1 protein-coding gene (only partly in view) is annotated in these 14,559 nt (G+C 68.4%); it reads right to left on the bottom strand.

Annotation, left to right across the window (positions count from 1 at the left end):
- Positions 1-14,559: the beginning of a non-ribosomal peptide synthetase gene (locus NP4_RS07530; RefSeq protein WP_067994063.1), read on the bottom strand. It extends 29,064 nt beyond the left edge of the window; 14,559 of the gene's 43,623 nt are visible here — the first part of the coding sequence; it begins with the start codon at positions 14,557-14,559; its stop codon lies off the left edge, out of view.

Raw genomic sequence — 14,559 nt, 5'->3', positions numbered from 1 at the left:
CGGATCGATCGGGACGTAACCCGCACCGGATTTGATGACCGCGAGCAGTGCGACCACCAGATCGGCCGAACGCGGCAGCACCACCGCGACCAGGCTCTCCGGCCCCGCGCCCTTCTCGATCAGCCTGCGTGCCAACTGATTCGCGCGCCGATCCAGTTCACCGTAGGTGAGCCGGTCGGAGCCGAACTTGACCGCGACGCGATCGGCGTGTGCGGCCACCGCGGCGTCGAACAGATCCGACAGGGTGACGGCGCGATCGGCGAAATGCCCTGCCCCGCCGTCGTTTCCGGACGACACCCAGCGCTGCGACACATCCAGCCGCTCGGCCTCGCCGAGCAGATCGAGATCGCCCACCACGGCCGCCGGATCCTCGGCGATACCGCGCAGGATCCGCACCAGCCGATCGGAGAACGCGGCCACGGTTTCCGGATCGAACAGATCGGTGGCGTAGTTCCACGACAGCCCCAGGCCGCCGTCGAGGCTCTCACCGATGGTCAGCTGCACATCGAATTTGGCCGTGCCCTCGTCGAATTCGACGATGCCGAGGTCCAGACCGGGCAGCGCGATCCGGTTGGCGTCGCGCTGTCCGGCGGCCTCGAAGGTGAGCGCCACCTGGAACAGCGGATGATGCGCCTGCGAGCGAACCGGGCTGATGACATCCACCAACCGCTCGAACGGCACATCGGCGTGCGCGAACGCGGCCAGGTCGGTGCGACGCACCTGCTCGAGCAGTTCGGTGAACGAGGTCGAGCTGTCCACCCGCGTACGCAGCACGAGGGTGTTGACGAACATGCCGATCAGGTCATCGAGCGCACGCTCGCCGCGGCCAGCGATCGGGGTGCCGATGGCGATATCGGTTCCGCCCGACAGGCGCGCGGCCCAGGTCGCCAGTGCGGCGTGCATGAGCATGAACAACGTCACGCCCCGCGACCGCGCCAAATCCGTGAGCGCGGAATGCAATTCGGCATCGATCGTGAACGAGTGCGTCGCGCCGCGGTTGGACGCGATCTCCGGCCGCGGCCGATCGGCGGGCAGTTCGATCTGATCGGGCAGATCGCGCAACTGCTCGCTCCAGTAGGCGATCTGCCGGGCCGCGGGCGATTCCGGATCGCTCTCCTCGCCCAGCACCTCGCGCTGCCACAGCGCGTAATCGGCGTACTGCACCGAAAGCGGCGCCCACGCCGGACTTTCGCCGCGGACGCGTTCGGAGTAGGCGGCCACCACATCGCGCAGCAGCGGGCGCATCGAGAAGCCGTCGCCGCTGATGTGGTGCATGACCAGCACCAGCACATGCTCATCGGCGGACAGGCGCAGCAGATTCGCCCGGAACGGCAGTTCCCGGGTGATATCGAAGAACACGCCGACCAGGGCCGCGATCCGCTCGGGCAGTTCGGCTTCGGTGACCGGTTCCGGATTCAGCTCGACGGTGACATCGGCCGCCGAGAGCACCCGCTGATAGCCGACGCCCTCGATCTCGGGATAGATCGTCCGCAGCGTCTCGTGCCGCGCCACCACATCGCGGATGGTCGCGACGAATGCCTCGAGGTCCAGCTCACCGGACAGCCGCACGGCGACCGGGATGTTGTTGACCGCGGTGCGGTTGTCGAAGCGGTTGAGGAACCACATGCGCTGCTGCGCGAGCGACAGCGGCACCGGTTCGGGCCGCGGGCGCGCGATCAGTGGCGTCCGACCGCCCTGTCCCGCCTGCGATTCCAGGCGCGCGGCCAATTCCTCGACCGTGGTGTTCTCGAACAGCACGCGCACCGGCACATCGGTGTCGAGCGCTTCGCCCAGCCGGGCCACCACCTGCATGGCGACCAGGGAGTTGCCGCCCAGTTCGAAGAAGTCGTCGTCCAGGCCGACGCGCGGCACGCCGAGCACCTCGGCGATGGTCCCGGCCACGGCCTGCTCGACCGAGGTGGCCGGGGCGCGGAAGGATTTCGCCGCGAAGGACGGCGCGGGCAACGCGCGGCGGTCCAGCTTGCCCGAGGCATTGAGCGGGAACGCGGGCAGCACCACGAAGGCCGCGGGCACCATGTAGCGCGGCAGTGCCTGTGTCAGAGCCGTTTTCACCGTATCGACGGCGATCGCGGTCTCCGGCTCGGCCACGAGGTAGGCGACCAGCTGATCGCCCGTGCGCTCCTCGGTGCGCACCACGACGACCGCCTGGGCGATCTCGTCCAGTCCGGTCAGCGCGGCCTCGATCTCGCCGAGTTCGATGCGCAGACCGCGCAGCTTCACCTGGAAGTCGGTGCGGCCCAGGTACTGCAGCTCGCCGTCCTCGGTCCACATCACCAGGTCGCCGGTGCGATACATCCGGGTACCGTCCAGGTCCCCTTCGGTTGCCCCTGCTCCCGCTTTCTGAACCCCGAAGGGGTTGGCAACGAAACGCTCGGCGGTCAGGGCGGTCCGGTCGACATAGCCGCGCGCCACCTGCGCGCCCGCCAGATACAACTCACCCGGCACACCCACCGGCACCGGCCGCAGCCGCGAATCCAGTACGTAGACACCGGTGTTGAACACCGGCGCGCCGATCGGAACCATCGCGGTATCGGCGTCGGTCACCTCGTGCGCGGTGACCTGCACCGTGGTCTCGGTCGGACCGTAGAGGTTGTGCACCCGCGCGCCGAGTTCCGCGCGCACCCGCTGGGCCAGCGCCGCGGGCAGACCCTCGCCACCGGCGAAGACCAGGCGCAGCGTATCGACCCGGCTCGCCTGCGGCGCGGAGACGAACTGCTGCAGCAGCGACGGCACGAACTGCGCCACGGTGACCTGCTCGGCGGCGATCAACCGGGCCAGATAGGCCGGATCGCGATGACCGTCGGGCCGGGCCACGACCAATCGCGCGCCGACCTGCAACGGCCAGAAGAACTCCCACACCGACGCGTCGAAGGTCGCCGGGGTCTTCTGCAGCACCACGTCGTAGGCCGCGAGGCCGTACTGGGCGTGCATCCACACCAGCTGGTTCACGATCGCGCCGTGCGTCACGGCGACGCCCTTGGGGCGGCCGGTCGAACCGGAGGTGAAGATCAGATACGCGGTATTGGCCGCCCGCAGCGGCGCCCGGCGATCGGCGTCGGTCAGCGGGGTGTCGGCGAATCCGGACAGATCCAGCTCGTCGATCCGGACCTGGTGCGCCGCAACCGATTCCAGCTCGTCCCCGGAGACCAGGACGAACTTCGGCCGCGCGGTGTCGACGATATAGGCGATGCGATCGGCCGGATGATCGGGATCCAGCGGCACATACGCGCCACCCGCGGCGCTGACCGCGTACATGGCGACCACCAGATCGATCGAGCGACCCATCCCCAGCGCCACCGGGGTCTCCGGCCCGACGCCCTCGGCGATCAGCCAGCGCGCCAAACGCCGCACGCGCGCGGCGAATTCGGCATAGGACAGACTTGTCCCCTCGTAGGTGACCGCGGCCGCCTCGGGGGTGCGCGCCACCTGCGCCTCGAACAGCGACACCAGGGTCGCGACGGCGTCCTCGGACACCGGCGGCAGGGCCGCGTCGATCGGGTATTCGGTCTCGTTCCACCGCTCGAGCACCAGCGCCCGCTCGGTCTCGTCCAAGAGCGGCAGATCGCCGACGGCCACGTCCGGATCCGCGCCGACGGCGGCCAGCACGCGCAGGAACCGGCGGCCGAAGACGTCCGCGAAGCGCGCGTCGAAAAGATCTGTGGCGAAGACTAATTCGGCGTCCATCGCCGAGTCAGCCGACTCCATCAGCGAGAGCTGGAGGTCGAATTTCGCCGTCTGCTGGTCGATTCCGAGTTCGGTGACCGTCAGACCGGGCAGCTCCAATTCGGTGCGGCCCAGGTTCTGGAACGACAGCATCACCTGGAACAGCGGATGCCGCGCCTGCGAACGCACCGGGTTGAGCATTTCCACCAGGCGCTCGAACGGCACGTCGGCGTGGGCGAAGGCGGCCAGATCCCGCTCGCGCACCTGCGCCAGCAGATCGGTGAACTTCGCGCCCGGATCGACCCGCGCGCGCAGCACGAGGGTGTTGACGAACATGCCGACCAGATCGTCGAGCGCCCGCTCGCCACGACCGGCGACCGGAATGCCGATCGCGATGTCGTCGATGCCGCTCGAACGCGACAGCAGCGCGGCGAACGCGCCGTGGACGACCATGAACAGCGTGGCCCCACGCGCCTGCGCGACCCGGTTGAGGGCCTCGATGGTCTCGCCGGGCACCCGGAAGCGGTGCGTCCCGGCGTTGTTCGACGCGACCGCGGGACGCGGACGGGTCGACAGCCGCAGCTCGTCGGGCAGTCCGGCCAGCGCGTCGTGCCAGTAGTCGAGCTGCTGGGAGATCAGCGAACGCCGATCGTCCTCCGCGCCGAGTACCTCGCGCTGCCACAGCGCGTAATCGGCGTATTGCACCGGCAGCGGCGACCAGCCCGGTTCGGTTCCGGCGGCGCGCGCGACATAGGCGGTGATCAGATCGCGCACCAGCGGCCGCATGGAGAAGCCGTCGGTGGCGATGTGATGCACGACGACCACCAGCACGTGATCGTCCGCACCCAGGCGGTACAGCCGCAGCCGCGCGGGCGGCTCATTGGTGACGTCGAAGCCGCGGCCGACGAATTCCGCTATCGCGGTGAACAATTCGGTCTCGGCGGCGTCGAACAGTCCCAGTTCGGGCAGCGCGCGGGTCGAGGGCAGCACCTGCTGGTACGCGATGCCCTCGTGCGAGGGGTAGATCGTGCGCAGCGATTCGTGCCGGGCCACCACATCGGCGACCGCGTCGCGCAGCGCCTCCAGATCCAGTGCGCCGGTCAGGCGCACGGCCGCGGGGATGTTGTTGGCCGCCGAATCGGTGTCGAACCGGTTCAGGAACCACATGCGCTGCTGGGCCAGCGACAGCGGCGGATGTTCGGGCCGCGACCGGGCCGTGAGGGCTTGGCGCACACCGGATCCCGCATGCGACTCCACCCGCGCGGCCAGTGCGGCCACGGTCGGCGCCTCGAAGACTGTCCGCACGCCGACCTCGGTGCTCAACGCGGCACTGAGCCGCGCGACCACCTGGGTTGCCACCAGCGAGTTGCCGCCCAGCTCGAAGAAGTCGTCGTCCACGCCGACGCGTTCGACCCCGAGCAGATCGGCGAAGATCTCCGCCACGATCTCCTCGATCGGCGTCGAGGGCGCCCGGAACTGCCGGGCCTCGAAGACCGGCGCGGGCAACGCCTTTCGATCCAGCTTGCCCGACGCGTTCACCGGGAAGCCGTCCAGCACGACGAGCGCCGCCGGGATCATGTACGCCGGAAGCGATTGCGCCAGTGCGACCTTCACCGCATCGGTGTCGACCGAGGCTTCCGGCTGACGAACCACGTAGCCCACGAGCTGATCGCCCGCGTGCGCGTCGGTGCGCACCACGACCACCGACTGCGCGATACCCGGCTGCGCCAGCAGCGCGGCCTCGATCTCGCCGAGTTCGATGCGCAGACCGCGCAGCTTCACCTGGAAGTCGGTGCGGCCCAGGTAGTTCAGTTCACCATCGGCGGTCCAGGTGACGAGGTCGCCCGTGCGGTACATGCGCGCGCCGGCCCCACCGAACGGACTCGCCACGAAGCGATCCGAGGACAGGTCCGGACGGCTCAAATAGCCACGCGCCAGCTGATCGCCCGCGAGATAGAGCTCACCCGCGATACCCGGGGCAACCGGATGCAGCCGCGCGTCGAGTACGTAGACCTGGGTGTTCCACACCGGACGGCCGATCGGCACCGACGCCTCGTCGACGGCGCTGACCTCGTGATAGGTCACGTCGACCGCGGCCTCGGTGGGGCCGTACAGGTTGTGCAGCCGCGCGCCGGTCAGCTCGATGAGCTTCTGCGCGGTCGGCGCGGGCAGCGCCTCACCCGAGGCGAAGACCTGCCGCAGGCGCACGGTCCGGTTTTTCATTTCCTCGGCGCCGAAGGCGTCGAGGGCCGAGACGAAGACCGACAGCATGGACGGCACGAAGTGCGCCGTCGTAATGCCCTGCTCGGCGATGATCCGCGCCAGATACACCGGATCGCGATGCCCGTCCGGCTTGGCGACCACCAGTCGCGCACCGGTCTGCAACGGCCAGAAGAACTCCCACACCGATACGTCGAAGGTCGCCGGGGTCTTCTGCAGTACGGCGTCGTCGGCATTGATCGCGTATTCGTGCTGCATCCACAGCAGGCGGTTCACGATCGCCGCGTGCTCGACGGCCACGCCCTTGGGGCGACCGGTCGAACCGGAGGTGAAGATGACGTAGGCGGTGCCCTCCGGCCGGATCGGCCGCGCCCGTTCGGCATCGGTGATCGGCGCGGCGTCGAAACCGTCCAGCGGCAACGAATCCACCTCGAGCACCGGCACATTGCGTCCGATGACGAAGTCGTCGCGGCCGGTGGTCAAGATGGCCACCGGGCGGGCGGTGTCGAGCACGTAATCGATGCGGTCCGCGGGCTGATCCGGGTCCAACGGCACATACCCGCCGCCCGCCTCCAGTACCGCGTACATCGCGACGACCAGATCGATCGAACGCCGAATGGCAAGCGCCACCAGCGATTCCGCGCCCACGCCGTCGGCGATGAGCCGCCGGGCGAGCCGGTGTACGCGCTCGGCGAATTCGGCGTAGGTGAGCCGCTCGTCCTCGAACACCACCGCGATGGCGTCGGGGGTGGCCGCGGCCTGCCGTTCGAACAGCGAGACCAGCGTTTCGGCGGGCACCTCGTGCGCGGTGTCGTTCCACCGCGTGAGCACCCGGGTACGCTCATCGGCCGACATCAGGTCGATATCGCCGATGGGCGACTCGGGCCGCGCGGTAACCGCGGCCAGGATCAGATCCAGACGCCGGGCGAACCCCGCGATCGTCGACTCGTCGAAAAGATCGAGCGCATAGGAGAATTCGGCCGACATACCCGCGGCCTCGCCCCGGGAGTCCTGCGCCTCCTGCAGGGTCAGCTGCAGATCGAATTTGGCCAGCCGGGCGTCGTATTCGATGCCGTTGACCCGCAGCCCGGGCAGCTCCAGCGTCGCCTGGCGGGTGTTCTGGAAGGTCAGCATGACCTGGAACAGCGGATGCCGCGACTGCGACCGGGCCGGGTTGAGCACCTCGACCAGCCGCTCGAACGGCACGTCGGCGTGCGCGAAGGCATGCAGATCGGCATCGCGCGACTGCGACAGCAGCTCGGCGAAGGTGGTGGCGCCGTCGACATTCGTGCGCAGCACGAGCGTATTGACGAACATGCCGATCAGATCGTCCAGCGCCGCCTCGCCGCGACCCGCGACCGGGGTGCCCACGGCGATATCGCCGGTGCCCGACAGCCGCGCCAGCAGCACCGCCAGCGCCGAATGCATGACCATGAACAGCGAGGCATTGTGCTTGCGCCCCAACTCGATCAGGCGGGCCTGCGTCTCGGCGGAGATCACGAACGGATATGTGCCGCCCTGGTAGCTGGCGGCCGCGGGCCGCGGCCGATCCGAGGGCAGAACGAGTTCGTCGGGCAGATCGGCCAACTGCTCGGTCCAGTAGCGAATCTGGCTGGAGATCAAGGAATCCGGATTGTCCTCCGAACCCAGCACCTCGCGCTGCCACAGCGCGTAGTCGGCGTACTGCACCGGCAGCTCCGCCCAGGCGGGCTGCTCCCACGAGGTGCGCGCGGCGTAGGCGACCATGACATCGCGCGCCAGCGGACCCATCGACCAGCCGTCGGCCGAGATGTGGTGCACGACCATGCCCAGCACGTATTCGGATTCGCTGATCTCGAACAGCCGCGCGTGCAGCGGCACCTCGGAGGTGACGTCGAAGGCCATCGACGCCAGCTCGACCAGGTGATCGATCAGATTGTCCTCGGTGACCGGCACCGGGGTGAGGTCCGGAACGATCTGCGCCGCATCCAGAATCACCTGCACCGGACCCGTGCCGGTCTCCGGGAACACGGTGCGCAGCGACTCGTGGCGATCGATGACGTCGATGACCGCGACCTGCAACGCGGCCACGTCCAGCTCACCGGACAGCCGGATGGCGACCGGGATGTTGTTGACCGCCGAACCGGTGTCGAACCGGTTGAGGAACCACATGCGCTGCTGCGCCAGCGACAGCGGCACCCGCTCGGGCCGTTCGCGAGCCACCAGCGCCTTGCGCGCGCCGTCGCCGGCATGCGATTCGATCCGTGCGGCCAGGGCCGCGACTGTGCTGGCCTCGAACAGGATTCGCACCGGCACCCTGGTGTCCAGGGCGGTGCCCAGGCGCGAGGCGACCTGGGTGGCGATCAGCGAGTTGCCGCCCAGTTCGAAGAAGTCGTCGTCGACGCCGACGCGGGCCACGCCAAGCACCTCGCCGAAGACCTGCGCGACGATCTCCTCGATCGGCGTTGTCGGAGCGCGGAATTCGCGCACCTCGAACACCGGCGCGGGCAGCGCGCGGCGGTCCAGTTTGCCGGAGGCGTTGAGCGGCAACGCCTCCAGGATCACGAAGGCCGAGGGCACCATGTAGGCGGGCAGCGTGCGGTGCAGCGCGGCCTTGATGCTGTCCAGGTCCACCGGACCCGGCGCGGTCACGACGTAGGCGACCAGCTGATCGCCCGCCACGGTATCGATGACCAGCACCACGGCCTGATTCACGGCCGGATGCGCGAGCAGGGCGGTTTCGATCTCACCGAGTTCGATGCGCTGGCCGCGGAACTTCACCTGGAAGTCGGTGCGGCCGATGTATTCCAGAACGCCTTCGGCACTCCAGCGCACCAGGTCACCGGTGCGGTACATACGCGCACCAGTTCGACCGCCGGAGGCGCCTTTCTGTTCCCCGAAGGGGCTGGCCACAAACCGTTCCGCGCTCAGGTCCGGGCGGCCGTGGTAGCCGCGCGCGACCTGCGCGCCCGCCAGATACAGCTCACCCGGCACGCCGGTGGGCACCGGCTGCAGACCCTCGTCGAGCACGTACGCCTGCGCATTGCCGACCGGGCGGCCGATCGGCACCGATGTCGGGTGCTGGTCGGCGATATGCCAGGAGGTGGCGTGGACGGTGAATTCGGTAGGGCCGTAGAGGTTGTGGATCGCGGCGGTGGAGAATTTGCGGAATGCGGCCACCGTGGCGGGTGGCAGGGCTTCACCGGCGACCTGTACCGCGCGCAGCGAGACGCATTCGGCGGCCGAGGCGCTGGAGGCGAACACCGACAGCATCGAGGGTACGAACGAGGTCATGGTGACGCGGTGGCGGCCGATGATCTCCGACATGTACATCGGGTCGCGGTGCCCGTCGGGGGCGGCGATGACCATCTTCGCGCCCACGACCAGCGTGCCGAACAGCTCCCACACCGACACGTCGAAGGTGACCGGGGTCTTCTGCAGGATCACATCGGTGTCGTCCATGCCGTATTCGGCGGTGATCCAAGCGATCTGGTTGAGCACCGAGGCGTGCGCGATCGCCACGCCCTTGGGGCGGCCGGTCGAGCCGGAGGTGAACAGCACGTAGGCGGCGTTGGTGGGCCGCAGTTCCCCGAGGCGTTCGGCCGGATCGATCGGCGCGTCGGAGTAGTTCAGCAACTCCAGCCGGTCGATTTCGAACAGATCCCGATCTGCGCCCAGATCATCGGCGTCGTGCGCGGTGGTCAGCACGACCACCGGATCGGCGGTGTCGAGGATGTACTGGATGCGCTCGGCCGGATAATCCGGATCGATCGGCACATACCCGCCGCCCGCGGCCATGGTGGCGTAGATGGCGACCAGCATGTCGATCGAGCGACGGATACCCACCGCCACCAACGACTCCGGGCCGACGCCCTCGTCGATCAGCTTGCGCGCCAGGCGATTCACCCGGGCGGAGAATTCGGCGTAGGTCAGCTCGGTCAGCGGACCGAATTCACCGCCGGAGCGCTCGCCCGGATCGAAGATCAGCGCCGTCGCGTGCGGCCGCAGCCGGACCTGCTCATAGAACAGGTCCAGAACCGTTGTCGCCGTGGGTGTCTCGCGCGCGGTGCGGTTCCACTGCTCGAGCACCAGCGAACGTTCGGCGTCGTCGAGGATCTCGATCTCGCGGATCCGCGCCTGCGGGCTCGCGACCGCGGCCTCGAGCACCCGCAGGTAGCGGCGGCCGAACTCGGCGACGGTTTCGGCGTCGAACAGATCGGTGGCGTAGGAGACGACCGCCGAGACCCCGTTCGGTTCCCCGGCGCTGCCGCGCTGCTCGGTCAGGGTCCACTGCAGATCGAATTTGGCGATGTCGACCTCGAGCTCCTCGGCCGAAACCGAAAGCCCCGCCATCTCCATCGCCGCATGCGACAGTTCCTGGAACGACAGCATCACCTGGAACAGCGGATGCCGCGCCTGCGAACGGGTCGGGTTCAGCACCTCGACCAGCCGCTCGAACGGCACATCCGCGTGCGCGAACGCGCCCAGATCGTTCTCCCGGGTGCGGGTGAGGAATTCGGCGAACGACTCCGCGCCGTCGACCTCCGACCGCAGCACCAGGGTGTTGACGAACATGCCGATCAGATCGTCGAGGGCCTGCTCGCCGCGACCCGCGACCGGGGTGCCGATCGCGATATCGCTGGTACCCGACAACCGCGCCAGCAACACCGCCAGCGCCGAATGCAGCACCATGAACAGCGAAACGCCCTGTGCCCGAGCCAGACCCGACAGCCGCGCGTGCAGTTCGGGGTCGATATCGAACGCGACCCGGCTGCCGTGGAAGCTCTGCACGGGCGGGCGCACCCGATCCGCGGGCAGATCCAGCTGATCCGGCAGGCCCGCCAAAGCCTTACGCCAGTATGCGATCTCGCCCGCCGCCATCGACTCCGGATCGTCCTCCGAACCGAGCAGCTGCCGCTGCCACAGGCTGAAGTCGGTGTACTGCACCGGCAGCGGGTTCCAGCCCGGCGCCTCGCCGTTGGCACGCGTCAGATAGGCCGCGGTCACATCGCGGGCCAGCGGGCCGAAGGAGAAGCCGTCGGCGGCGATGTGATGGACGACGAACGCGACCGCGTAATCCGCGCCGTGCCCGTTCGAACCCGCGACCTGGAAGATCCGGACCCGGATCGGCAGCTCGCGCGAGACATCGAACCCGAGGGAGGCGAATTCGGCCAGCGCGCCGGGCAATTCGCCCGCCGAGATCGGCTGCACCTCGATGCCGAGGTCGACCTGATCCATCGGCAGCACCTGCTGATAGCCGCCGTCGCCGGATTCGGGGAAGATCGTGCGCAGCGATTCCTGACGCCGCACCACATCCAGCAGCGCGGTGGTCAGCGCATCGATATCGACCGTGCCCCGCAATCGCACCACGAACGGCAGGTTGTAGGTCGGCACGGTCGGATCGAACTGGTTGATGAACCACATCCGCTGCTGTGCCAGCGACAGCGGCACCCGCTCGGGGCGCTGCTGGGCGACCAGCGGCGGCCGCGAAACATCGGCGGGAGTGGCCGATTCGGCCCGGGAGGCGATCCCGGCCACGGTCGGGGTCTCGAACAGCGCCCGCACCCCGAGCCGGATGCCGAACGCGGCGGAGATCCGCGACACCACCTGGGTCGCGACCAGCGAGTTACCGCCCAGATCGAAGAAGTTGTCGTCGATGCCGACCCGGTCCTGGCTCAGCACATCGGCGAAGATCCCGGCGACGATCTCCTCGGCCTGCGTGCGCGGGGCCCGGTATCCGGCCGCGTCCGCGCTGAACACCGGCTCCGGCAACGCCTTCCGGTCCAGCTTGCCGGAGGTGTTGAGCGGGAACGCGTCCAGCACCATGATCGCGGCGGGCACCATGTAGCTGGGCAGCTTCTCGGAGACGAATCTGGTCAACTCGACCGGATCGACCGAATGGCCCGGCGCGGGAACGACATAGGCCACCAGCTGCTGGCCGGTGGCGGTATCCATGACCAACACCACGGCCTGGCTGACCGCCGGATGGGCGAGCAGATCGGTCTCGATCTCACCGAGTTCGATGCGCTGACCGCGGAACTTCACCTGGAAGTCGGTGCGGCCGATGTACTCGAGCAGCCCGATTTCATTTCCGCCCACGGAGCGGGTGGTCCAGCGCACCAGGTCACCGGTGCGGTACATGCGTGCGCCGTTATCCCCGAAGGGGTTGGCCACGAAGCGATCCGAGGTCAGATCCGCACGCCCGCGGTACCCGCGCGCGAGCTGACGGCCCGCCAGATACAGCTCACCCGGCGCGCCGATCGCGGCCGGACGCAGCCGCGAATCCAGTACGTAGACCTCGACATTCCACTCCGGCACACCGATCGGCACGGTGGTGGTGTCGGCGGCGGTGGCCTCCCAGTAGGTCACCGACACCGCGGCCTCGGTCGGACCGTAGAGGTTGTGCAGTCCGGCGTCGGTGATGGCGCGGAACCCGGCGGCGGTCTCCGGCGGCAACGCCTCGCCGATCACGAATACCGCGCGCAGCGAAACGCACTGGGCCGCGGTGGCATTCGAGACGAATACCGTGAGCATCGACGGCACGAAGTCGGTCACCGTCACTCGATGCCGCTCGATGGTCTCGGCGACATAGATCGGATCGCGGTGCCCGTCCGGGGTCGCGACGATCAGCTTCGCGCCGACCATCAGCGGCAGGAAATAACCCCACAGCGACACGTCGAACGTGGTCGCGGTCTTCTGCAGATAGACGTCGTCCGCGGTCAGCCGGTACTCGTCGAGCATCCACAGCTGCTGGTTGACGATCGCATGATGGGTGACCGCAACGCCTTTGGGGCGTCCGGTCGAACCCGAGGTGTAGATGACGTAGGCCGTATTGTCCGGCCGCAACGGCGCGCGCCGATCCGCGTCCGTCACCGGGTCCGCGGATTCACCCGACAGGTCCAGGGTGTCGATCTCGACCCGACGCACCGACTCCGGCAGCTCCAGCTCGTCGCCGGAAACCGTGAGAACGCAGACGGGCGAGGCGGATTCGAGAATGTAGGCGGTGCGATCGGCCGGATGATCCGGATCGATCGGCACGTAAGCGCCACCGGCCTTCAGCACGGCATGCATACCGACCACCAGGTCCAACGAGCGCCGCATGCTTAGGGCCACAAGCGATTCCGGTCCGACACCGTCGGAGATCAGGTAACGTGCGAGCCTGTTGACCCGCGCACCGAACTCCGCATACGTCAGGGACTCGCCCTCGAACTCGAGCGCGACCCGCTGCGGGCTGCGCGCGATCTGCTCGTCCAGCAGCGCCGACAGCGTGGTGACCGGCACCTCGCGCTCGGAGTCGTTCCAGGCGGCGAGCGTGCGATCGAGTTCGGCCTCGGTGGTGATCGGCAGCTCCCACAGCACCTGGTCGGCAGCCGCGGTCAGGAACCGATCGAAGAATTCCAGGAAGCGCGAATGATGCTGGCGCGCTTCATCTTCGGAGTAGAGATTGGGGTTGGTCTCGAAGTCGATGCGCGAGCGCGCGCCGCCCTCGGACTGGTAGAAGTTGACGCCCAGATCCTCGATCGCACCCGTCGAGAGCACGTGCAGCTTGCCGACCGAGCTACCGAGGGCGAGCTCGTCGTGGAACAACATGATGTTGACCCACGGACCGAAGAACTCCTTGGTGACCGCGCCGCCCCCGGCGCTGTCGCGGCGGATGTCCTCGTGCCGATAGCGCTGATGCCGCAGCGCGCCCGACACCTCGACGGTCACGGCCTTGAGCAGATCCGCGATGCGGGTGTCGTGCCCGACCCGCAGTCGCAGCGGCACGATATTCGACGACGCGCCTCCCGAACGCCGCATGGCCGCGGTGGTGCGCGCGGTCACCGGCAGGCTGAGGATCACATCCTCACTACCGGTCCACTGCGCCAGATACGCCGCGAAGGCGGCGATGAGCAGACCCGCGGGCGACGAATCATGGCGCGCCACGGCCTCGTCCAGCAGCGCGTTGCGATCATCGGACAGCGCGGCGGTGACCACGCCGTTCAGCGGTGCGGGCGGGGCATTGCGACCGGTGAGGCTGGACCCCTCCTCGAGGCCCGCGACCCGCTGCGCCCAGTACTGCTTGTCGGTCTGGAATCGGGTGCTGTCGCGGTAGGTGAGTTCGGACTCGACCAGCGTGCGCAGATCGGCGGCCTTGGACGGCGCGGCCTGCGCGCCCGCGAGATACGCCGTGTACAGCTCGGCGATGCGGTTCATATTGGTCATCGCGCCGAAACCGTCCAGCGCGATGTGATGGGCCCGGGTGTACCAGAACCAGTGATCGTCGGCGAGCTGCAGGGCCGCCATCTTGATCAACCGGTCGGTCGTGAGATCCAGCGGGCGGCTGTACTCGGTGCGCATCCACTCGTGCGCGGCCGCTTCCGGATCCGCCTCGCCGCGCAGATCGATGTAGACGACCTTGTCGTAGTCGGCGATGGCGTAATCGACGTACTGCAGCGGCTCACCGTCGCGCTCGACAATGCGCAGGAAGCCCGAACCCAGTTCATTGGAGGCGTCGATACTGGCGCGCTCGAGGACCTCGACATCCAGCGCGCCACTCAGATCGACGTACTGGGCGATGGTGATCGGCACCTGCGGATCCAGATGCTGGGCATACCAGATACCGAGCTGCGCCGGAGACAGCGGGAAGAGATCCTCCCCCGATTCGCCGTTTCCGCCGAAATCCAGCCGGTCCAA

It is taken from the genome of Nocardia pseudobrasiliensis NBRC 108224 (genome assembly GCF_001613105.1).
Classification (GTDB): Bacteria; Actinomycetota; Actinomycetes; order Mycobacteriales; family Mycobacteriaceae; genus Nocardia; species Nocardia pseudobrasiliensis.
Note: the sequence above shows the minus strand (reverse complement) of the source record. Positions and strands in the feature narration are given on the sequence as shown.